This window comes from Stenotrophomonas sp. GW821-FHT09E08 (assembly GCF_059416125.1).
This window is the reverse complement of record NZ_JBWKOO010000007.1, coordinates 198,126-220,150: the sequence shown is the minus strand read 5'-3', so window position 1 is coordinate 220,150 and position 22,025 is coordinate 198,126. Positions and strand designations below refer to the sequence as shown.

Annotated in this window: 19 protein-coding genes; 12 read left to right on the top strand and 7 right to left on the bottom strand. The window is 68.1% G+C overall.

Features of this window, described 5'->3' with window-relative positions; all coding sequences use genetic code 11:
* The first annotated feature begins 6 nt into the window (after positions 1 to 6).
* Positions 7 to 405, top strand: coding sequence for a hypothetical protein (locus AC07M7_RS11675; protein ID WP_495207439.1), 399 nt, complete (start codon positions 7 to 9; stop codon positions 403 to 405).
* A 106-nt stretch (positions 406 to 511) separates the two neighbouring features.
* Here AC07M7_RS11675 and recD read toward each other — a convergent pair whose 3' ends face one another.
* Genes recD through recC form a run of 3 tightly spaced genes read right to left on the bottom strand, consistent with a single transcriptional unit; the run spans position 512 to position 9,410 of the window.
* Positions 512 to 2,392 carry an exodeoxyribonuclease V subunit alpha gene (gene recD / locus AC07M7_RS11670; RefSeq protein ID WP_495207438.1) on the bottom strand — a complete coding sequence of 627 codons (1,881 nt, stop codon included), beginning with the start codon at positions 2,390 to 2,392 and terminating at the stop codon, positions 512 to 514.
* Complete coding sequence (gene recB, locus AC07M7_RS11665; RefSeq protein ID WP_495207437.1) at positions 2,389 to 6,069, bottom strand: exodeoxyribonuclease V subunit beta; 3,681 nt, start codon at positions 6,067 to 6,069, stop codon at positions 2,389 to 2,391. The genes recD and recB overlap by 4 nt, the downstream gene beginning before the upstream one ends.
* Positions 6,066 to 9,410: an exodeoxyribonuclease V subunit gamma gene (gene recC / locus AC07M7_RS11660; RefSeq protein ID WP_495207448.1), complete on the bottom strand. Its 3,345-nt coding sequence runs from the start codon at positions 9,408 to 9,410 to the stop codon at positions 6,066 to 6,068. Before recC ends, recB begins: the two co-directional genes overlap by 4 nt.
* 193 nt (positions 9,411 to 9,603) lie before the next feature.
* Here recC and AC07M7_RS11655 point away from each other — a divergent pair, with 193 nt between their 5' ends.
* The 6 genes from AC07M7_RS11655 to AC07M7_RS11630 are packed head-to-tail and all read left to right on the top strand — an operon-like array spanning position 9,604 to position 13,697.
* Positions 9,604 to 10,392, top strand: a complete 789-nt coding sequence (locus AC07M7_RS11655) for an ABC transporter ATP-binding protein (protein WP_046983848.1) — start codon at positions 9,604 to 9,606, stop codon at positions 10,390 to 10,392.
* Positions 10,392 to 11,141, top strand: coding sequence for an MlaE family lipid ABC transporter permease subunit (locus AC07M7_RS11650; RefSeq protein WP_046983822.1), 750 nt, complete (start codon positions 10,392 to 10,394; stop codon positions 11,139 to 11,141). Before AC07M7_RS11655 ends, AC07M7_RS11650 begins: the two co-directional genes overlap by 1 nt.
* 59 nt (positions 11,142 to 11,200) lie before the next feature.
* On the top strand, positions 11,201 to 11,725 hold the full coding sequence (gene mlaD / locus AC07M7_RS11645; protein WP_010487482.1) for an outer membrane lipid asymmetry maintenance protein MlaD: 525 nt from the start codon (positions 11,201 to 11,203) through the stop codon (positions 11,723 to 11,725).
* Positions 11,722 to 12,384 carry an MlaC/ttg2D family ABC transporter substrate-binding protein gene (locus tag AC07M7_RS11640; RefSeq protein WP_046983823.1) on the top strand — a complete coding sequence of 221 codons (663 nt, stop codon included), beginning with the start codon at positions 11,722 to 11,724 and terminating at the stop codon, positions 12,382 to 12,384. The genes mlaD and AC07M7_RS11640 overlap by 4 nt, the downstream gene beginning before the upstream one ends.
* A complete protein-coding gene (locus AC07M7_RS11635) occupies positions 12,374 to 12,685 on the top strand; it encodes an STAS domain-containing protein (protein WP_012512544.1) in 312 nt (103 codons plus the stop codon). Before AC07M7_RS11640 ends, AC07M7_RS11635 begins: the two co-directional genes overlap by 11 nt.
* Position 12,686: 1 nt before the next feature.
* Positions 12,687 to 13,697 (top strand): MlaA family lipoprotein, encoded by a 1,011-nt coding sequence (locus tag AC07M7_RS11630; protein WP_426354619.1) that lies wholly within the window; start codon positions 12,687 to 12,689, stop codon positions 13,695 to 13,697.
* Between the two features lie 100 nt (positions 13,698 to 13,797).
* Here AC07M7_RS11630 and AC07M7_RS11625 read toward each other — a convergent pair whose 3' ends face one another.
* The 3 genes from AC07M7_RS11625 to AC07M7_RS11615 all read right to left on the bottom strand — a co-directional run bounded on the left by AC07M7_RS11625 (position 13,798) and on the right by AC07M7_RS11615 (position 16,507).
* Entirely contained in the window at positions 13,798 to 14,343 is a 546-nt protein-coding gene (locus AC07M7_RS11625) for a glutathione peroxidase (protein WP_046983825.1), read from the bottom strand.
* A 137-nt stretch (positions 14,344 to 14,480) separates the two neighbouring features.
* Positions 14,481 to 14,879 (bottom strand): hypothetical protein, encoded by a 399-nt coding sequence (locus tag AC07M7_RS11620; RefSeq protein WP_046983826.1) that lies wholly within the window; start codon positions 14,877 to 14,879, stop codon positions 14,481 to 14,483.
* 71 nt (positions 14,880 to 14,950) lie between these two features.
* Positions 14,951 to 16,507 carry a DNA recombination protein RmuC gene (locus tag AC07M7_RS11615; RefSeq protein ID WP_046983827.1) on the bottom strand — a complete coding sequence of 519 codons (1,557 nt, stop codon included), beginning with the start codon at positions 16,505 to 16,507 and terminating at the stop codon, positions 14,951 to 14,953.
* Positions 16,508 to 16,552: 45 nt separating this feature from the next.
* On the opposite strand from AC07M7_RS11615, the gene AC07M7_RS11610 reads away from it, so the two are divergent.
* Positions 16,553 to 17,158, top strand: coding sequence for a glutathione S-transferase family protein (locus tag AC07M7_RS11610; RefSeq protein ID WP_495207436.1), 606 nt, complete (start codon positions 16,553 to 16,555; stop codon positions 17,156 to 17,158).
* 121 nt (positions 17,159 to 17,279) lie between these two features.
* Here the strand turns inward: AC07M7_RS11610 and AC07M7_RS11605 are convergent, their stop codons facing one another.
* Positions 17,280 to 18,287 (bottom strand): zinc-binding alcohol dehydrogenase family protein, encoded by a 1,008-nt coding sequence (locus AC07M7_RS11605; RefSeq protein ID WP_253077903.1) that lies wholly within the window; start codon positions 18,285 to 18,287, stop codon positions 17,280 to 17,282.
* A gap of 91 nt (positions 18,288 to 18,378) precedes the next feature.
* Between AC07M7_RS11605 and AC07M7_RS11600 the strand changes: the two genes are divergently transcribed.
* The 4 genes from AC07M7_RS11600 (at position 18,379) to AC07M7_RS11585 (ending at position 22,000) form a co-directional block, all read left to right on the top strand.
* Entirely contained in the window at positions 18,379 to 19,350 is a 972-nt protein-coding gene (locus tag AC07M7_RS11600; RefSeq protein ID WP_495207435.1) for a LysR family transcriptional regulator, read from the top strand.
* 15 nt (positions 19,351 to 19,365) lie between these two features.
* A complete protein-coding gene (gene leuE / locus AC07M7_RS11595; RefSeq protein WP_046983831.1) occupies positions 19,366 to 19,995 on the top strand; it encodes a leucine efflux protein LeuE in 630 nt (209 codons plus the stop codon).
* Positions 19,992 to 20,414 (top strand): hypothetical protein, encoded by a 423-nt coding sequence (locus tag AC07M7_RS11590; RefSeq protein WP_495207434.1) that lies wholly within the window; start codon positions 19,992 to 19,994, stop codon positions 20,412 to 20,414. The genes leuE and AC07M7_RS11590 overlap by 4 nt, the downstream gene beginning before the upstream one ends.
* 158 nt (positions 20,415 to 20,572) lie before the next feature.
* Positions 20,573 to 22,000: an amino acid permease gene (locus tag AC07M7_RS11585; RefSeq protein ID WP_046983834.1), complete on the top strand. Its 1,428-nt coding sequence runs from the start codon at positions 20,573 to 20,575 to the stop codon at positions 21,998 to 22,000.
* Positions 22,001 to 22,025: the final 25 nt, after the last annotated feature.

Genomic DNA, 22,025 nt, shown 5'->3' with positions numbered 1-22,025 from the left:
GGTTCAATGAGTTACGACATGATGGTGTTCGAGGCCAGTGCCGCCCCACGCGAGGCCGCGGCCTTCATCGCTTGGTTCGAGAAGCAGACGCAGTGGAACGAGCGCCACGAGTACGACGACCCAGTGGTCAGCAGCCCCGCGTTGCAGGCGTGGTTCGCGGAGATGGCACAGGAGTTCCCGCCAATGAACGGGCCGTTGAGCAATGACGACGATGATCGTGCCGAGGTGACCGAGTACAGCATCGGTAGTCAGGTGATCTACGGTGCATTCGCCTATTCGGTGGCCGAGCGCGCGCATGGCCGCGTGCAGGACCTGGCCGAGAAGCACGGCGTTGGGTTCTTCGATATCAGTGCGGACGAAGCGGCGATCGTGTTCCCCGATGGGCTGGTACTGATCGCGGAATGACGCAGGGTCGGACCCCTCCCGGAGGGAGGGCTCTGACCCGGAGCACGCGTGCCTCGGCGACGAGGGTCAGAGCCCGTTCCCATTTGGAACGGGATCCGACCCCGATTCAGAACAATGTGCCCTGCACCGTAGGCTGTTCAGTACGCGCCGATTTTTCGACCACCGCTTCCGCACCCAGTCGCCAGGCCAGGCCACCCAACCGGCTGGCGTGGCGCTTCAGCGCGGCCTGCAGCACCTCTGCGCTGCCGGCCACATGCAGGACCTGACGGGCGCGGGTCAGGCCGGTGTAGACCAGTTCGCGCGACAGCACGCGGCTGTCCTGGCGCGGCAGCTGCAACCACACTTCGTCGAACTCCGAGCCCTGCGCCTTGTGCACGGTCATCGCGAAGGCGCTTTCGTGCGCGGGCAGTGCGGCCGGGTGGAAGGCGCGCGGCTGATCGACGCTGTCGCCGGGGAACCAGGCCACCATCGCGCCGCTGCCATCACGCAGGCAGATGCCGATATCGCCGTTGAACAGGCGATGCCGGTAGCTGTTCTCGGTGACCAGCAGCAGGCGGCCCTGGAAGTAGCCGGGGGTGTTGCCGGCAAGCAGCTGTTCGATACGGCTGTTGAGCCCGCGCGCGCCCTGCGGGCCTTCGCGCAAGGCGGTCAGCACGCGCAGGCGACCCGCCTGCTGCAGGGCCCGTGCCGGATCGGCGGCGTCGGCCAGCGCGCGCCAATGGCCCAGCAAGTGCTCACGCTGGCCACGCAGCGGATCGGCTTCGCCTCCGTGGAAATGCACGCCGGCCAGTTCACCACTGCGCAGCAGCTGCAGCGCGGTGCTGCTGTCGCCCTCGCGCACGGCATGTGCCAGCGGTGCCAGGTCCAGCGCATCGCTCTGCCGGTAACCGCGCTGCAGCTGCACGCGGCGGCCGGCGAAGGCGCGTGGCGAGGCCTGCGGCTGCAAGGTGGCCTGCGCCAGCAGGCCGTGCAACGCCTGCGCGTCGTCGGCACGGGTGCCGATGCCGTCGCCGCTGGCACGCAGGATCGCGCTGAGCACGTCGCCGGCTTCGACCGACGGCAGCTGGTCGGGATCGCCGAGCAGGATCAGCCGGGTGCCGCTGTCGATCGCATCGACCAGCTTGGCCATCATCGGCAGATCGATCATCGAGGCTTCGTCGACCACGACCACGTCCACCGGCAGCGGGTTATCGGCGTGATGGCGGAAGCGCGGTGAATCGGGAATCACGCCGAGCAGGCGATGCAGGGTGGTGCCGGTACTGGGCAGCGCCGCGCACAACGCCGGGTCCAGTCCTTGTTCCTGCAGCCTTTGCACGGCCACGCGCAGGCTCTCGGCCATGCGCTCGGCGGCGCGCCCGGTAGGCGCAGCCAGCGCCACCTCGGGAAGCGGCTGGCCGGCCTGCCGGGCCTGCGCGGCCAGCAGCAGCAACAGGCGCGCGATGGTGGTGGTTTTGCCGGTGCCGGGGCCGCCGGTGACCAGCGCCAGCGGATGGCGCAGGGTCACGCCGGCGGCGCGTGCCTGGTGATCCTCGCCGCCCAGTGCCTGTGGGAACAGCTGCGCGAACAACGGCGCCAACGCTGCCATGTCCGGCGCCGGCAGCGGATGCCGGCCGATGCGCTGCAGCCCAGCCGCCAGCTGACGCTCGTACTCACGGTAGCGGCGCAGGTAGAGCAACCCGTTTTCCAGCACCAGCGGTGCATCCTCGGCGATGGCGTCGGCCTGCTCCGGCGTCGCGATCCAGGGCGATGCGCGCAACTGTGCCAGCCAGTCCTGCGCGGCAGGCCACTCGGGACCGCCTTCCAGCAACCGCTGCGGATGTGCCGGATCGAACGCTGCGTGTCCCTGCGATACCGCCAAAGAAGCCAGGGCGGCCGCCAGTGCCACACTCTCGGGCGTGTCGTCGCGCAGCCGCTGCAGGCTGGTCGCCAATGCATGGTCCAGGGTGCGTAGCAAGCCTTTCTTGTGCAGCTCCTTCAACAGGCTCATGCGCCGGCTCCACGGGCACGCGCGGCCAGTTCGGCTTGGGCCTGTTCGCCACCGGCGAACAACGCATCCAGGGCATCCACCAGCGCCAACGGGAAGCGGTCCACATGCACACCGTTGCCGGCGGCATCCAGGCCGCGGCAGAACAGATAGCGGATGCCGCCCATGTCGCGCTCGTAGTCGTAGGCCGCACCCAGGCGGAAACGCAACCAGCGATGCAGGGCCACGGTGTAGATCAGCGCCTGCAGGTCGTACTCGCTGTGGCGCATGGCAATGGCCAGCAGGTCCGGGCTGTAACCAGGCAGGCGGTTGGACTTGTAGTCGAGCACGTACCAGCGCCCGTCGCGCACATAGGTCAGGTCGATCATGCCGGTCATCAGCCCTTCCAACCGGCGGCGCTGGCCGAAGCCGCGTCGCGTGCTGGAAACACCGTGCGCATGCAGCACCTGCAGCAGCGCCGGCACCGTGGTCGGTTCGATGGCGAAATGGAAGTCGATTTCCGCGCGGCGCTCGCCTTCGCCCAGACTGTGCAGCGCGCCGCCTTCGGGCAGCGGTACGGTCAGCGTGTGGCCGACCAGCGGCACCAGCACCGCCACGCCATCGTCCAGATCGGCATCGGCATAGCCCTCATCGTGCAGCGCCTTGCGCAGCACCTCGGCCTGGCCTTCTGGCGCTTGTTGGCCGGGCTGCCAATCGCCCCAGGCAGCGAAATCGACGTTCTCCATGGCTTCGTGCAGCACGTTGCCGAAACGACTGCCCATGAAGCGCGGGTCGATCGGTGTGCTGTCCTCGGCCGCCGCCGCGGCTTCCGGCAACGCCGGTTCCAGTGGCAGTTCCGGGCCAGCGGGTTCGTCAGCAGCGGGCGCCGGCAGCTCGGTCGCGGCGGCTTCGATATCACTGCCCGCGCCGGCATCGGCATGGGCGAGCTGGGTGAAGCTGTACACCCACCAATCGTGCGGTACGCGCCGGGTCAGGGCACGCACCGCCGGAAGGTCACCTTCCACTTCGGCCGCCAGCGGTGGCAGCGAGGACGGTGCCTCACTGTCATCGATGTACACATCGGCGTGCGAGCGCAGCGCCTGCAGGTCACCCAGCAGCGGCGCCAGACGCGTCTTGCCGAGCCTCGCCAGATCGCCCACTGCGATCCACAGCGCATGCTCGGCACGGGTCAGTCCCACATACAGCAGGCGCGCATCCTCGGCACGCTGCTCACGCTCGCGCTGGGCACTCGCCGCTTCCCAGGCCTCGTCCCTGTCCAGCTTCCAGTGCAGCTGGCGCTGGCCGCCCACATGCACCGTGCAGTGCGAGGCAGTGTTCGGTGCGCCACCGTCGATGCCGACAAACGGCAGGAACACCAGCGGATACTCCAAGCCCTTGCTCTTGTGCAGGGTTATGATCTGCACGCGGCGCGCGTCCGATTCCAAGCGCAGCAGCTGTTGCTCGTTATCCTGGTCGGCGCTGGCCATCTGCCCCTGCAGCCAGTCCAGCAGGCCGTGCATGCCCAGCGCCTGCGCCGAGGCTTCCTGCAGCAGTTCACCCAGTTGCAGGTAATTGGTCAGACGGCGCTCGCCGTCGATCAGCGCCAGCAGGCGTTCGCCCTGTGCGGCGCAGACATCGGCAATCACCGCGAACGGCCCGCCGCGTTGCCAGCGCTCGCGCCAATGCAGCAGCCGCGCCTGGAACTCGCGTTGCAGGTCGCCCTCGCGTTCCATCGCGGCGATCGCACTTGCCCGCTGGCCAAGCAGCACGGTGGCCAGCACCGCACGCAGGCGGCCTTCGTCGGCGGGTTGCAGCAGTGCCAGCAGCAGCGCACGAAGATCGCGCGCTTCAGCGGTGGCGAACAGGCTCTGCTTGCCGGCTGCCACCGCGGGAATGCCGACCGCGGCCAGCGCGCGCTGTACCAGGGTGGCCTCGCGATGCGAGCGCACCAGCACCGCGATGTCACCAGGCTGCACCGGGCGCCCACGCAACACGGCATTGCCGGCCCGCGCAGCGACCAGGGTCTGATGGATCGCGGCCACGCAGGCCTGGGTGGCCGCATCGCGCGAGGCATCGGCACTCATTGCCTTGTCACCGCCACTGCGCAGCACGCGCAGGGTCAGCGCCACGGCGGCATCACCGTTGCGCAGATAGTCCGTATCGATACGCACGCCACCGGGCCGCACCGGCTCGAACTGGATGTCGCGTTCGAGGAAGGCGTCCTCACCACCGTTGTCGTACAGCGCCTGCAGCGCACGCAGTACAGCCGGGCGCGAGCGGAAGTTCTGGTCCAGCACAGGCGCCTGCTGCGCCACCTGCCTTGCCTTCAGGTAAGTATGGATATCGCCGCCGCGGAAACCATAGATCGCCTGCTTGGGGTCGCCGATCAGGAACAGCGCCGGTGCCAGGCCGAGCTCGCGTACCTCCGGCGAATCGCCGAACACGGTGTGGAAGATGCCCCACTGGCGGTCGTCGGTGTCCTGGAACTCATCGACCAGCGCGATGCGGTACTGCGCGCGCAGTTGTTTCACCAGTGGCAGCCGTTGCGGGCCTTCCAGCGCCACCGCCACGCCATCGATCAGATCGTCGTAGGTCTGCACCCGGCGCGTGCGCTTCAGCGCCTGCAGCCGCTGCGTGGCTTCGGCGCGAAGCACGTGCAGGAAATTCAATGCAGTGGCACGCAACCAGGCATCGCGTTCGGCCAGCAGCGCGACATAGCGCGCCAACGGCGCCTGCAATGGCGACGACGGCGTGCGATCGGGGAATTTCTTGTTGGTCTTTTCGGCCAGTACATCCGGCAGCAGTGCTGGCAGGCGTTCGCTGGCCAGAAGTTCGCGCGGGTCGGCACGCTCGGCCCAGGCCAGCAGCTGCCGGCCCAGCGGGTGCAGCCAGCCCAGCTTGTAGGACACCCCGTTGATCCACTTGTTGTCGACGGCATCGCAGAGGTCGATGAAGAACTGCTCGCCATGCTCGCGCACGCTTGCCGACAGTGCTTCCGCCGCGCACTGCAATGCCGGATGTGGATCGGCCAGCGCCACCGTCTGTGGCAACGGGTGCAGTGGCGGCGCAGCCAGCAGCGCGCGCAGATCGGCGGCCAGCGCATCCGGGTTGGACCACAGCCAGGTTAGCGGCTCCAGCGTGGCCGGGTCGTTGGCATGCACGCGCCACAGGTCAGCGGCCAGCTCCTCCAGCAGTTCACGATCGCTGGCCAGCAGTTCCGGCGGATCAAAGGTATGGCCGCTTTCCAGCGCATGCTCACGCAGCACGCGGGTGCAGAAGCCGTGGATGGTGAAGATCGAAGCCAGGTCGATCTCATCGGCGGCCACCTGCAGGCGTCGCTTCAATGCGGCCGCGCTCTCGGTTCCGACCTGTAGATGGCGCTGCAGTACCTCGCGGGTCAATCGCACGTCCGGTGCTTCACCCTCGGCCGCTTCCAGATCGACCAGGCGCGCGGCCAGCGCCAGGCGCTCGCGGATGCGCTTGCGCAGTTCCTGGGTGGCGGCATCGGTGAAGGTCACTGCCAGGATCTGGCCGATACGCAGGCCCTGCTCCACCACCAGCCGGGTGAACAGCGTGGCCAGGGTGAAGGTCTTGCCGGTGCCGGCGCTGGCTTCGATGAGGCGGATGCCGTCCAGCGGCAGGGCCAGATAGGGATCGCGGTTGAGGGATTCGATGCCGTCTTCGGCGATGGCGGTGTTCATGCGCCGCCCTCCTGGCGTGCTTCGGCGCCGAGGGTGCGGCCTTCGCGCACCGCGCTGAAGACCACTTGGCTGTTGCGCAGCAGGTCGGCATAGCTGGCATCGGTGGCGAACGGGTCGGCGCCACGCAGCAGCAGCTGCCAGGCGTCGCTGCTGGCTTCGCCCCAGCTGCGGTCGCTGCCGTGCCACTGCTTCCAGCCTTCGCTGCGCTGTTTTTCTGCCGGCGCGTTGTACAGCACCCAGCCGGTATACGGGGCAAAGCGCAGCGGTTCACGCAGGCCACGCTGGCGCAGCTGCAGCAGTGCACGCAGCGCCGCCCGTGCAGCGGGAACGCTCAGTGCCGGCAGCACATGCGGGCCCGGACCGGCATCGCCGCCATCGTGGAACTGCACGAGGGGCAATGCGTCGCCGGCGGCGTTGGCCAGCAGCCAGTCCAGGCCCTGACGGATCACTGCGTTGCCATTGAGCGTGCCGGCGCGCAGGCGTACCAGCCCTTCGGGATGTCGATCGGCCACGCGGCCATGCAGGCGCACGCCATCGATCTCCACCTCATAGCGACGGCTTTCCAGTGGTTCGCCCTGCATCCAGCCCAGCAATGCACTGGCATACGGGCGCGTCTTCAACTGCTCCACCTCGAACTGACGCTCGCCCAATGGACCCGAGGGCAGCAGGCCGCGTGCGCGCAAGCGCGGGTACAACGGCTCGATATCGCCACTGAGCGTAGCGCGCACCACCGCCGCCTGCACACTGCGCTTTTCCGGGCCACGCGAAGACAGCACCAGCGGTTCCAGGTCATCGACCTCCTCGACCTCGTCAGCCAGGCGCAGGCCCAGCGACTGCGCCAGGAACTGCCCGGCCGGATCGCACAGGAAACGGCGCAGGGTATCGAGCGCGACCTCGTCTTCCACCGCATCGTCGAGCGGCGGTGGCAACGGTGCATCGAACCACGGCTGCAGTCCACCACGCTGGCCGGTGAGGCGACCGGCCGCCGGATGCCACTGGCGGCGATAGCTGAAGCGGCGTGGATCGCCATCACCAAACGCGGCTGGCGAGAACGGCTGCAGTGCGTGGCGCACGGTGAAGTCGCGGACCGCCAGAGGCGGATCGAGGTGATACGCAGCGGCGGCATCGATCAGTTCGCTGACCAGCACCGACGGCTCGCGCACGCTTCCATCGCGCGGATCGGCGCCGAGATAGCTGAGATAGAACACCTCCTGCGCGGCGGCGAACAGCTGCAGGAACAGGAAGCGGTCGTCCTCGCGCGTGGAGCGGTCGCCCGGACGGCGGCGCGGCGTATCCAGCTCGGCGGTGAGCTGGTTGAGACCGGCAGCCGGGTCACGGCGCGGGAAATCACCGTCATTGAGGCCCAGCACGCAGATCACCCGGAATGGCAGCAGGCGCATCGGCACCATGCGGCCGAAACTGATGCCACCGGTCAGCAGCGGTGCGCGCGTATCGGCCTCGCCCAGCGCACCGGCGAAATGCGAACGCACTACCTCCGGCGGCACGCCGTCTTCGAAACCGGCCTTGGCGGCATCGTCGGCAAACTGGTTGAGCAGCTTGCGCAGGCGCTCCAGCGCGCGCTGGCTGTTGGGCGAGCTGGGCGCGGTGGGCAACAGTGCATCGAGCAGCGACAGCAGCCGCTGCCGCCACTGCGCCGGGGTCAGCAGCTCGCCGAGGCGACGCTGGTAGATCGCCAGCACGCGCAGCAGGCGCAGCAGCCGGTCCAGCGCTTCCAGCGCACCCCCTTCCAGCTCGATCCACGGCGCCACGCCGGCCAGGTCGGTCTCGCTGCCGGTGGCGTGACCGAGTACCAGGCGGTCCAGCGCGAACTGCCAGGTGTAGGCGTCGTCGGCCGGCGCCTGGTGCTGGTGGCGGTGCTTCGCATCCAGGCCCCAGCGTGCACCGGCCTGCTGCAGCCAGCCATGCAGGCGGTCGAAGTCCACCGCTTCCAGCCCAGCCGCTTCGGCCAGCGGTGCACTGGCCAGCAGGTCCAGCACTTCATTGAGCCCGAATCGCGATACCGGCAGCCCCAGCAGGTGCACGAACACATCGGCAAGTGGTTCACCTGCAAGCGGGCTGCTGTCGGCCAGCGCATAGGGGATGTGCTCCTCCTCGCCACCACGGCCGCCGAACACCGCTTCCAGGTACGGCACGTAGGGATCGATGTCCGGCGCCAGCACCGCGATCTCGCGCGCCTGCAGCGGCGGGTCGAAGCGCGGGTCCTGCAGCAGGCTGCGCAGCTGGTCGTGCAGCACCTGCAGCTCACGCAGGCGGGTGTGGCAGGCGTGCACCTGCAGGCTGGGGTCGTCGCTGCGCAGCCCGTCGCGCAGCTCGCCCGAGGGCAGCGCGCGGCGGTGGAACAGATCGCGCTGCAGGCGATGCAGCAGGCTGTCGGACAGGCCGCCCTGGTCCAGGCTCGGGCGTGTGTCCTCCTCCGGATCGGAATAGGCCGCAATCTCACCGGCCGGGTGCACCACCTCGTAGCTGCCCAGCACCGCCATGAAGTCGCGGCCCGCCGCGCCCCAGGCTTCCAGCAGGCGGTTCTCGCCTGCGGCCTCGCCGAACGGGTCCGGCGCGCCGCTGCGCAGGCGCTCGGCCAGGGTCTGCAGATCGCCCCAGTACGACTGCACCGGGGTGGGCATATAGAAGTGCAGCTCGCCGACACGCGCCTGGGTGGCCATCACCCGCAGCACGTCGGGCGAGATGTTGAGCGTCGCAAACGCGGACATGCGCAGCGGCAAGCCCTGCGGCAGCGGCTTACCGGCACCCTCGAAGCGGTCCAGGTATTCCTGGATGCGGCGCGCGCGATAGTCGTGGCCATGGGTGATGGTGCGCCACAGGATCGCCTGCGGGTCGGCCGGATCGGCACCGGCGGCCCAGCGCAGCAGCCAGTCACGACGCCAGGCCTGGTACTTCTCGAACACCGAGGCCAGCTCGCCGGCCAGCGCCCACGGTTTCAACGCGTCGCCACCGGCAAGATAGGACTGCAGCGCGCGCATCGGGGGCTGCGCCAGCAGTACCGGGTCACGCAGTGCCTGGTACAGCTTCCAGTGCAGGCCGGCCGCGTCCAGGTCGTCCTGCTCGCCGCTGACATTGGCCTTCAGCGCACGGGCCACGAACTCGCCCGGGGTCAGGAATTCAAGATTGGCGGCAACGCCAAACTCAGCCGCCAGTGTCGCTTGCAGCCAACGCCGCATCGCCACCTGCGGGATCAGCACCACTTCCGGTGCCAGCAACGGCTGGCCAGATACCGGCGCACGCACGTTGCGCGCCAGCAGCGCGGCCAGCACGTCCAGGGAATTGGAATGGTAGAGGCGGAAATCGCTGCCCGGGTCACTCATCGTGCACAGTGTGCAGCACGGCACGCAGTATTCAATGATCCGGGCCATCGCCGGTACGGATTGTTCCGGGACCCCTGTCGATTGTCCCGGCCTGCGCGAGGGCTTGCCGTGCAACAATACTGGACCGTCCAGTCTGCTTATGTTCAGCAGACGGGCCCGATCCTTCGATGTCTAAAAAACGTTAATGGTGCCCATGTCGGCTTCCGCCTCCAGTCTGGTGCAGTTATCCAACGTCCGCATCGACCGGAGCGGGCGCACGATCCTGCGCGACGTGTCGCTGCAGGTGCCCAAGGGCAGCATCACTGCGGTGCTCGGTCCGTCCGGCAGTGGCAAGTCGACCCTGCTGGCGGCGCTGACCGGCGAACTGCGCCCGGTCGCCGGCGAGGTCACCCTGTTCGGCAAGCCGATTCCGCACAACAGCGGCGCGCTGCTGGAAATGCGCAAGAGCGTGGGCGTGCTGCTGCAGGGCAATGGCCTGCTGACCGACCTCACCGTGGCCGAGAACGTGGCGCTGCCGCTGCGCACCCACACCCGCCTGCCCGCTGCGGTACTGCGCCGGCTGGTGCAGATGAAGCTGCATGCGGTGGGCCTGCTGGCCGCTGCCGATGCCTGGCCGCGTGAGCTGTCCGGCGGCATGGCCCGGCGCGTAGCGCTGGCCCGCGCGCTGGCACTGGACCCACCACTGATGATCTACGACGAGCCGCTGACCGGGCTGGACCCGATCGCCTCGGGGGTGATCATGAGCCTGATCCAGCGCCTCAACCACAGCCTGGGCCTGACCAGCATCATCGTCAGCCACCACGTGCACGAGACGCTGCCGATCTGCGACCAGGTGATCGCGATCGCCAATGGCGGCGTCGTGTTCCAGGGGTCTCCCGAAGCGCTGCAGTCCAGCCAGGACCCGCTGCTGCGGCAGTTCCTGCATGGCCAGCCCGATGGCCCCATTCCGTTCGATGCCGCGCCGCGCGCGAGGGTCGCCTGATGCCGTTCGTCCAAGCCACCCGCTCGCTGGGCCGTGCCGGCCTGTTCTCGCTGACCGTGCTGCGTGGTTCGCTGCCGACCCGTGATTTCCTGGGCGAGCTGACCCGCGAGATCTACAAGATCGGTGCGCGCTCGCTGCCGATCATCGCTGTCGGTGGTGCCTTCGTCGGCCTGGTGCTGACCCTGCAGGGCTACCGCACGCTGACCACCTTCGGTGCGGCCGACGCACTATCGACCCTGCTCGGCCTGTCGCTGTACCGCGAACTGGCACCGGTGCTGACCGCGTTGCTGTTCATCGGCCGCGCCGGCAGCTCGATCGCCGCCGAACTGGGCCTGATGCGTGCCACCGACCAGATCAAGGCACTGGAGCTGATGGCCATCGATCCAGTGGCCAAGGCCGTGGCGCCGCGCTTCTGGGCGGCGGTGCTGACCGTGCCGCTGCTGACCGGCGTGTTCTGTTCGCTGGCGATCAGCGCCAGCTACTTTGAAGCAGTACACGTGCTGGGCCTGGACAATGGCGTGTTCTGGTCGGCGCTGCGCAACAGCGTGGACTTCTGGGACGACTTCGGCGTGGCGATGCTGAAGTCGGCGATCTTCGGCGGCACCGCGGCACTGGTCGCGTCCTACGTCGGCTTCCATGCCGAACCGACCATCGAAGGCACCTCTGTCGCCACTACCCGTGCGGTGGTCAACGCCTCGCTGCTGGTGCTGATGTTCAACTTCGTGCTGTCGGCAATGTTGTTCACCTAACCCCTCCACCGGCGGTGCGCATCGGCGCGCAGCCACAACGACTCGATCAGGTAATCCACATGGCCATCCGCGGTCCCAGACTCGAATTCTCCGTCGGCGCCTTCCTGCTGCTGGCCTTGGCCTCGCTGATGGTGCTGGCCGTGGCCTCGACCAACCAGCGCTGGAGCTGGGGCAGCGAAGGCTACGACCTGAAGGCACGCTTCTCCCAGGTTGGGCAGCTGCGCAAGCAGGCGCCGGTGAAGATCGGCGGCGTCACCGTCGGCCAGGTCGCTTCGATCGACCTGGACCCGGTGAAGTTCGAATCGATCGTGACCCTGCGCATGGACAGCAAGGTCAAGGACCTGCCGGCGGACACCTCGGCCGGCATCTTCACCAGCGGTTTGCTGGGCGAGAGCTATATCGGTCTGCAGCCGGGCGGTGATCCGGACGTGCTCAAGGCCGGCGACGAGATCGTCTTCACCCAGCCCGCCGTGGACCTGATCCAGCTGGTCGGCAAGTACATGTTCAGTGGTGGCGCCGGTGGTGGCGCTGCTCAGAAGCCCAACGATGGCGCGCAGGCGCCTGCAACGGAACCGCAACCATGAAGATGAAACTGATCCCGGCCCTGCTCGCCTCGGCGCTGCTGGCAGCTACTCCGTTCCTCGCCCAGGCGCAGGCCGCCGCTCCCGCCGCAGCCGCGGCTCAGGGGCAGGCGGGCAAGGTGGTGATCGATGCCAGCAGCCGCATCCTGAGCACCCTGCAGCAGCGCAAGAGCGAATTCACCAGCAACCCGGCCAGCCTGCGCAGCTACATAGACAGCGAGCTGACCCGCACCTTCGACCGCGACTATGCCGCGCGCCTGGTGCTGGGCCCGCACGCCCGCGGTGCTTCCGATGCTGACATCAAGCTGTTCGCCGATGCGATGGCCGACAGCCTGATGCAGCGCTACGGTTCGACCCTGCTGAACATCCAGGGCAAGCCGAGCTTCCGCCTGAAGGGTGAAAGCCCGCTGCCGGGCAATCGTGGCGTGCGCGTGAGCACCGAACTGGTGCGCGCCGGCAACGAGCCGACCCCGGTCGAGTACTGGATGCGCAACGTGAACGGCCAGTGGAAGATCTTCGACGTCAACATCGAAGGCATCTCCTACGTGCAGACCTTCCGCAACCAGTTTGACACCCCGCTGCGCCAGAAGGGCATCAAGCAGGTGGCCACCGAACTGCACAGCGGCAGCATGCAGGCCGGGCCCGCGGGCAATGGCAAGTAACGCGCTGGCGCTGCTGGAAGGCGACACCCTGCGCCTGCGCGGGGTGCTCGACCGTGCCGCGGTGATCGCACTGTGGCCGCAACTTCAGGCACTGCCGGCGAAACTGGCACGGCTGGAGCTGGGCGAGGTCGAGCGCGTGGACAGCGCCGGCCTGGCCCTGCTGGCTGAGCTGGCCGCGCGTGCACGCACGAGCGGCCATCCGCTGGCGATCTCCGGCGCGCCGGCCGGCTACAACGAATTGAGCGCGGCCTACCGGCTGTCGCCCGACCTGGATTTCAACGCTACTTCTGCTGCGAGCTGACATGAACGTCGTACGCACTCTCCCCCTGATCGTCCTGGCCACCGCCCTCACCGCCTGCGCCGGCAAACCCGCGCGCAGCGATGCACCGGTGGCCAGCACCGTGGTCCCGGCCAGCACCACCGCCGAGGCCCCTGCCGTCGATACTGCGGCGGCCGAAGCCGGCTCGGCCGCACCCGTCGCAAGCCCGCCGGCTGCGGCCAGTCTGCCTCCGGCAGCGGCCGCGTCCAGCGCCGACACCGACGCTGCGAAGGCTGCAGCCGCCACCGCACCGGGCGGTGACGACGACTTCGATGCCCTCTACGGTGGTGCCGGCAACACCGGCAGTGCAGCGGCCTACGACCCGTGGGAACCGTTCAACCGCAAGGTGCACAAGTTCAACAACGCGGTTGACCGCGGCATCGCCCGCCCGCTGGCCACCGCCTATACCCACGTGGTGCCGCGCTTCGCGCGTACCGGTGTCAGCAATTTCTTCAGCAACCTGCGTGCGCCGGTGACCATCACCAACCAGCTGCTGCAGGGCCGCGGTGGCGATGCCTGGGACAGCCTGGGCCGCTTCCTGATGAACAGCACGCTGGGTATCGGTGGCCTGTTCGATCCGGCCAGCAAGGCGATGGTGCCGCGTCGCAATGAAGACTTCGGGCAGACCCTGGGTGCCTGGGGCTGGCGTCGTTCGCGCTACGTGGAACTGCCGTTCTTCGGCCCGCGCACCGTGCGCGATGTGTTCGGCCTGGCCGGTGACATTCCGCTGTCGCCGATCCGCCGCATCGAAGAGGACAAGCTGCGCATCGGCCTGCAGGGCCTGCAACTGGTCGATACCCGCGCCCAGCTGCTGGCGATCGACGACCTTCGCGACACCGCCGTGGACGAGTACTCGCTGGTCCGCGACGCGTGGATGCAGCGCCGCAACTACCAGATCGAGAACGATCTGCGCAGCAAGCGCGACCGTGGTCACGACGACGCCAATTCGCCGATCCCGGTCGATGCGATGCCGATGCCGCAGTGGACTCGTTGAGTCCTTCCATCGACGCATGAAAACCCCCGCCTCGGCGGGGGTTTTCTTTTTCAGCGAGATTCTTTTCCGGTAGGTGCCAACCTTGGTTGGCACGCTTTCCTCAGGCAGCCAGCGCTGCCTCGATGGCCTCGCGCACGCGCGCATCGTCAGCGGCCACGTCCGGGGCAAAGCGGGCGATGACCTTGCCGTCGCGGCCGATCAGGAACTTCTCGAAGTTCCACAGCACCGCCGGTGCCGGATGGATCGGGATCTCCTTGCTGGCCAGGCGCTCACGCAGCGGGCCTTCGCCGATCGACTGCGGCTGTGCGGCGGTCAGCTGCTGGTACAGCGGGTGGGTGTCGTCACCGGCCACGCTGATCTTGGAGAACATCGGGAAGCTGACGTCGTAGGTGAGCTGGCAGAACTGCTGGATTTCCGCCTCGCTGCCCGGCTCCTGGCCGAGGAAGTTGTTGGCGGGGAAGCCCAGCACTTCCAGGCCCTGCGCGTGCTTTTCCGCATACAGCGCCTGCAGGCCTTCGTACTGCGGGGTCAGGCCACACTTGGAGGCGACGTTGACCAGCAGCAGCACCTTGCCCTGGTAGTCGGCAAGCGAGGACGGCTGGCCGTCAATGGTGGTGAGGGAAATGTCCTGGATCGGGGTGCTCACGCGGGGGCTCCGGCAACAGCGGGGAATGGCCCACCAGCATAGCGCCGCGCGATGCCGGTAGTGCCGGCCGCTGGCCGGCAATCGTGCGACCGTTCGCAAGGGTTCATGCGGTTGCCGGCCAGCGGCCGGCACTACGATCAATCCACGCAGATCGTGCCCAGCGCCTTTCCATCCTCGATGCGCTGGCGGCAACCGAAGTTCTGGCTGGCATCGCGCTGGCATGTACCGGTGGCGGCACTGCCGGCGGCCACTTCGCCCGTGGCCAGGCACTGGCCGGTGCAGTCGCTCTTGCGGCTGCAGGCCTTGCCGGCATCAGCATGGGGAATCACGCATTGCTCGCGCTGCAGCCGGCCGAGCCGCTGCAGGGTGCCACCCGCTGCCTGGCAGTCGACGTCACGCGCTTCGCGGTACGCCTCGGCTGCTTCAGGGCTGGTGGCTGCGGCAGGTGTCGCCGCCGTATCGGCAGCCGGTGGTGCGCTGCTGCAGGCGGCAAGCAACGCGGTCAGGACGAGGCTGGTACAGAGGCACAGGCGCATGGCGGTACCTGATCGAGACGGACAGGCCGCCAGCATACGCATCGACGATGCAGGCGGCGTATCCGCGTGACTCAGGCCTCGTCGGTGTCGCCGTCGCTGCCTTCGTCCTCGCCCGCCGCATCACTCTCGGCCAGATCGCCCAGCAGCGACTGCGCCTGTTCGGATGCCAGCGACTCCACGCCACGCAGGCGCCGTTCGATCGTACGCGTCTTGCGGCTGGCCTCGCCGATGCTGCGACCAACCGTGGTGATCTGCTTCTCGGCCTTTTCCAGGATGCCGGCGAACTTGCCGAACTCGCTCTTCACCGCACCCAGCAGGCTCCACACCTCGCTGGAACGCTGCTCGATGGCCAGCGTGCGGAAGCCCATCTGCAGGCTGTTGAGCAGGGCGGTGACCGTGGTTGGCCCGGCCACCACCACGCGGTGCTCGCGCTGAAGCAGATCAACCAGGCCCGGGCGCCGGATCACTTCGGCATACAGGCCTTCGGTGGGCAGGAACATCACCGCGAAGTCGGTGGTGTGCGGCGGCGCGATGTACTTGTCGCAGATCGACTTCGCCTGCACGCGTACCGCGCGCTCCAGCTGGATGCCTTGCAGGCGCACACCCTCGGCGTCGCCCTGCTCCTGCGCGTCCAGCAACCGCTCGTAGTCCTCACGCGGGAACTTGGAGTCGATCGGCAACCACACCGGCGTGTCGTCGCCGCTGCGACCCGGCAGGCGCACCGCGATATCAACCATCTCGCCGCTGTCCGGGCGCACCTTCACCGCACGCGCGTACTGCTCCTGGGTCAGCGTCTGCTCGAGAATGTTCTCCAACTGCACTTCGCCCCAGCTGCCGCGGTTTTTGACGTTGGTCAGCACGCGCTTGAGGTCGCCGACGCCGGTGGCCAGCTGCTGCATCTCGCCGAGGCCGCGCTGCACCTGCTCCAGGCGTTCGGAGACCAGCTTGAAGGAATTGCCCAGGCGGGTTTCCAACGTCGACTGCAGCTTCTCATCCACGGTGTGGCGCATCTGCTCCAGCTTCTGCGCATTGTCGTTCTGCAGCGCGCGCAGCTGTTCTTCGAGGGTCGTACGCATCTCGGCGATGCGCTGTTCGTTGCGCTGGGTCAGTTCCTGCAGGCGCAGGCCCAGGCTTTCAGTCAGGCGCTGCTGCGACTGCGCACCTTCCTCGCGCCCCTTGCGCGCATCGTCCACCAGGGTCTGGCGCAGCGCGCCGAGCTGGGTATCGGTGCGCCCGGTGAGTTCCTGCAGCTGCTGGCCAAAGGCATGGATGCGGGCCTCCTGCTGCTGGCCGAACACTTCCAGCTGCGCGCGCAGTTCCTGCAGGCGCTGTCCCATCAACGCCGCGCCCCGCTGTTGGCTCTCGGCCGCTTCGGCACGCGCCTTGCGCGCGTCTTCGCCCAGCGCTTCGCGCAGCAGGTCCAGGCGCTGGTCGGTGCGGGTGGACAGATCGGTCAGCGCGCGGGCGAAGCCATCGAGCTGTTCACGCAGTTCACTGCGCCCGGAGCGCGCTTCCTCACGCACCGCCTGTTCCAGGCGATCGTGCGGCGGGCGGCGCAGCAGGGCGACCAGCTGCAGGATGAGCACGGCCAATAGAAGGGCGCCAATAAGCAGATATTCGGTTTGCATGGGGCAAGTGTAGGCTGGCCGAGTCTCAACTGCTGCGTCAGGACCATGCTCACCCTGTACGGAAAGGCGACCTCGATCAACGTCCGCAAGGTACTGTGGCTGGGCGCCGTGCTGGATCTCCCGCTCCACCACGAACCGACGCCATCGTCGGCGCTGCTGGCCACGCTGAACCCGAACCGGCAGGTCCCGGTGCTGCGCGATGGCGACTTCGTGCTGTGGGAATCCAACAGCATCTGCCGCTACCTGGCCACGCGCGCCGGACGCGAGGACCTGCTGCCCGCCGCGGCGCAGGCCCGTGCACGGGTGGAGCAATGGATGGACTGGCAGGCCAGCGACCTCAACAGTGCCTGGCGACAGGTGTTCATGGCGCGCGTGCGCCAGCATCCGGACTATCCGGATGACGCCCGCGCCGAGGCCAGCCTGGTGCAGTGGAACCGGCTGATGGCGGTGCTTGATGCACAGCTGGGCGCTACCGACGGCTACGTGGCAGGCAACACCTTTACTCTCGCTGACATCGTGCTCGGGCTGTCGACCCAACGCTGGCGCAGCACGCCTGGCAACAAGCCCGTGCTGCCACACCTCGCGGCGTGGTTCGAACGCCTGCGCCAGCAGCCGGTTTTCGCCGCCCACGTCGACAACGGTGTGGCCTGAGCAGTGGCTTCCGCAGCTGTTGGTAGGTGTCGACCTTGGTCGACACGGCTGATCCGCGCCATGCGTGGATGAAGCGCTGTAGAGCCGAGCGCAGGCTCGGCTCTACAGGAGAAACCGGGCCTTACCAGCCTTCCAGCACGATCTTGCCCTTGGCGCGATGGCTTTCCAGCAGCGCGTGGGCACGCCGCAGGTTGGCGGAATCGATGCGCCCGAAGTGCTCGCCCAGGGTGGTCTGCAGCACGCCCGTGTCGATCAGCTCGGCCACCCGGTTCAACAGGTCGTGCTGGCGCTGCATGTCGGCGGTGCGGTACAGCGGCCGGGTGAACATCGATTCCCAGTGCAGTGACAACGCCTTGCGCTTGAGCGCCATCACGTCGACCTGGCCGGGATCATCGATCAGCCCCAACTGGCCCTGCGGCGCCAGCAGTTCCACGATCTGCGCGTAGTGCTGGTCGGAGTGGGTCAGGCTGGCCACGTGCTGCACCTCGCTGATGCCCAATCGCGCCAGTCCCTCGGCCAGCGGCAGGCTATGGTCGATCACGTGGTGTGCGCCCATTGCGTACGCCCAGTCCTGGGTATCCGGACGCGAGGCGGTGCCGATCACGGTCAGCTTGGTCAGCTTCCGCGCCAGCTGCACCAGGATCGAACCAACGCCACCGGCAGCACCGATCACCAGCAGGGTCTGGCCTTCACCGCCGCCCTCGGGAATGCGCAGGCGGTCGAACAGCAGCTCCCAGGCGGTGATTGCGGTCAGTGGCAACGCGGCGGCGGCCGCATCGTCGAGGCTGGCCGGCTTGCGGCCGACGCTGCGCTCGTCCACCAGCTGGTACTCGGCATTGCTGCCCGGGCGGTCGATGACGCCGGCGTAGTAGACCGCATCGCCAGGCTGGAACAGGGTGACCTCGCTGCCCACTGCGTCGACGATGCCGACCGCATCCCAGCCCAGCACGCGCGGGCCATCGGTGGCCACGCCGCGGCGGACCTTGGTGTCGACCGGGTTCACTGCCACCGCGCGCACCGCCACCCGCAGATCACGCGGGCCAGGCTGCGGCAGCTCCAGTTCGATGTCGATCAGGGCCTGGGCATCATCGATCGGCAGGCCGGCTTGGGTGTAGGCAATGGCGCGCATGGCAGCGGTCCAGTGGGGAAGGAGGCGACAGGTTGCGCCGCGCGCGCTCCCGCAGAAAGGCGCAGAATCGGTCAGCACTTTCACTCTGGCAATGAAGATGATCCGCTTCGACGATCTGCAGCTGTTCGTCCGCACTGCCGCGCTGGGCAGCTTCTCGCAGGCCGCGCGCGAGGCCGACCTGCTGCCCGGCCAGGTGGCTGCAGCTGTGGCGCGGCTGGAACGCGAGCTGGACCTGCGCCTGTTCGTGCGCACCACCCGCAGCCTGCGCCTGACCGGCGAGGGCGCGCTGTACCTGCCGTACGCGCAGGAGGTGCTGGCCACCCTGCGCGAGGGCCAGGCGCGCGTGCAGGGCGAGGACACCGAGCTGCACGGCACCCTGCAGCTGTCGGCTCCCTCGGACCTCGGCCGCAACCTGCTGCTGCCGTGGCTGAGCGCCTTCCGCGCCGCGCATCCACGCCTGCGCCTGCACCTGCGCCTGTCCGACGAAGTGGCCGATGTGTTCCGCGACCCGGTCGACGTGGCGATCCGCATCGGCCACTTCGACGACGCCAGCTACGTGGCGTTGCCCCTGCTGGAAGGCAACCGGCGCGTGCTGGCAGCCTCGCCCGACTACCTGCAGCGGCGTGGCACGCCCACCCGCCTGGAGGATCTGCGTGAGCACGATTGCCTGGTCTATCAACTCAATGGCCGCGCTTACGATCGCTGGTCGTTCGATGTGGATGGACGCCGCGTGGTGATGCCGGTGCGCGGCCCATTGGTCTGCGACGATGCCGACGTGGTGCGGCGCTGGGCGGTGGCCGGCGAAGGCATCACCTACAAATCCTGGCTGGACCTGCGCGAGGACGTGCTGGCCGGGCGCCTGCAGCTGCTGCTGGGCGGTGTTGGCAGCAGCATTCCGCTGCAGCTGGTGTGCCCGCACCGCAAGCAGTTCTCGCCGGCGGTACGGCAACTGCACGCGCAGCTGCGGCAGCACCTGCAACCGCTGCTGTCTGGCATGCCCAGTGGCCTCACCCGCCCCCTGTCGCCAACTGCGGCGCTGGCCGACAATGGCGGCCCCCAGTAACAAGAGAACGCCGCCATGCCGTGGATGGGCATCCAGGACCTGTGGACGTTTCTGGTCGCCGTGCTGGTGTTTCTCGCTCTGCCCGGCCCCGGCACCTTCACCCTGCTGACCGCCACCGGCCGTGGCGGCGTGCGTGGCGGCTATACCGCGCTGGCCGGCCTGCTGGTCGGTGACCAGATCCTGATGTGGCTTGCGCTGGCCGGCGTGGCCGCACTGCTCAAGGCCAACCCGCTGGTGTTCCACGCGGTGCAGTACCTGGGTGCGGCCTACCTGGTGTGGGTGGGCATCAGCCTGCTGCGCACGCCCAAGCATGACGGCGGTGACGCCGGCCCGATCCGCATGCAGCCGGGCCGCTACTTCCAGCAGGCGATCCTGGTCAGCCTGCTCAATCCGAAGGCAATCCTGTTCTACATGGCCTTCCTGCCGTTGTTCATCGATCCCAAGGCGCACCAGGGCATCGCTACCTTCGCAGCGCTGGCGGGCATCATCCTGGTGGTCAGCATCGCCTACTGCTCGATGTTGATCGGGGTCGGCAACCTGGCCCGTCGCCGCCTGATCCAGCACCCACGGATCAGCGATGCGCTGCGCCGCGTGGCTGGCCTGTTCCTGGTGGGGTTCGGCATCCGGCTGGGGCTGAACGGATGAAACCCTGGCCGACGGCGATGGGCGCCCTGCTGCTTCTGGCCAACACGACCGCCCCGGCGGCCACCGCGCAGGATCATCGCTGCCTGAGCGGCGGCCGCAATGACGGCATCCATCTGGAATGGCGTTGGCTGGATGACGGCCAGGCCGACGTTCGCTATGCCGGGCAGCGTGAACGCCTGTTGCTGCGCCGGGTTTCGATGGAGACCACGGTGCTGGCCGAAGACCGCCCCTACCAGTTCGACAGCGTCTGGGAAGAGCACGTCGACGGCCGCCTCAACGGTCGCTACACGATCAGCACGCAGGGGGCGCTGGTGCTGGATCTGCGCTACGAACGCGCCCGCGATGGCCGTCGTACCTCCTTCCACGATGACATCGAGGCCTGGCAGGAAGACGGCTGCCACTGGCCCGGAGCCTCCTGAGCCAGGATCGGACTGGCCTCCCTTTATGCCGATTCCGGCAGCCTGGTCGCGGTGCAGCGCGCGTCTTGCCGGGTATGACCCCCGTCAGTGGTAATGCTGCGCTGCGTTCGGTCACACTCGGGAACTTGTCGTTCTCAGTCACCCCTTCCGAGGCCTGCATGTCCCTGTTCCGGCGCAAGTCCCTAGATTCCGTCACCGTCCACGAAGCCGGCAGGCGCCTGGTCCCGACCCTCAGCTGGCCGCACCTGATCGCGCTGGGTATCGGCGCCATCGTCGGTACCGGCATCTACACGCTGATCGGCGTCGGCGCCAACCTGGCCGGCCCGGCGGTGCTGATCTCCTTTGCCATCGCCGGTGCGGTGTGCGCCTGCGCGGCGCTGTCCTACGCCGAACTGTCGACGATGATGCCGGCCGCAGGCAGCGCCTACACCTACAGCTACAGCGCGCTGGGCGAAGTGTTCGCCTGGGTGGTGGGCTGGAGCCTGATCCTGGAGTACTCGCTGGTGGTGAGTACGGTGGCGGTCGGCTGGTCGGGCTACTTCGTCGGCTTCCTCGAATGGGTCCACACCCAGTTCGGCTGGAACGTGCAGCTGCCTGCCTGGCTGGCTGCCGGCCCGCACGTGGAAGGCGGCATGATCAACCTGCCGGCGATCGTCATCACCTGGCTGGTGGCACTGATGCTGATGGCAGGCACCAAGGAAAGCGCCACCCTCAACGCCATCCTGGTGGTGTTCAAGCTGATCGCGCTGGCCATCTTCGTGGCCGTGGCCCTTCCCGCCTTCGACAGCAACAACCTGCAGCCGTTCATGCCGTATGGCTTTGCCAAGTCGATGGGCCCTGACGGCGTCGAGCACGGTGTGATGGCAGCAGCGGCGATCATCTTCTTCGCCTTCTACGGCTTCGATGCGATCTCCACCGCAGCCGAGGAAACCAAGAACCCCAGCCGCGACCTGTCGATCGGCATCATCGGATCGATGATCGGCTGCACCATCGTCTACGTGCTGGTCGCGCTGGCGGCCGTGGGTGCGATGAGCTACGCCGTGTTCGGCCACAGCGCCGAGCCGCTGGCGCTGATCATGCGCCAGCTCGGCCACCCGACTGCAGCAATGGTGATCGGTGTGATCGCGATCATCGCCCTGCCGACCGTACTGCTGGCCTTCCTGTATGGCCAGAGCCGCATCTTCTTCGTGATGAGCCGCGATGGCCTGCTGCCGCGCGGCCTGTCCAAGGTCAACGCACGCACCGGCACGCCGGTGGCAACCACGCTGTTCACCGCCGTGGTGGTGTCGGCGCTGGCCGGCGTGGCGCGCCTGGACGAGATCGCCGCACTCGCCAACGCCGGTACCCTGGCCGCGTTCACTGCGGTGGGTATCTGCCTGGTGGTGCTGCGCCTGCGCGAACCGGACCGTGAGCGCAGCTTCCGCACGCCGTTGGCCTTCGTGGTCGGTCCGCTGGCCGCGCTGGGCTGCATCTACCTGTTCATCAGCCTGCCGCACCGCACCCAGCTGTACTTCCTGCTGTGGAACGTGGCCGGCCTGGTGCTGTACTTCCTGTACAGCCGCCGCCACGCGTTGATCGCGAAATAAACGGATCACCGGTAGCGCCGGGCCA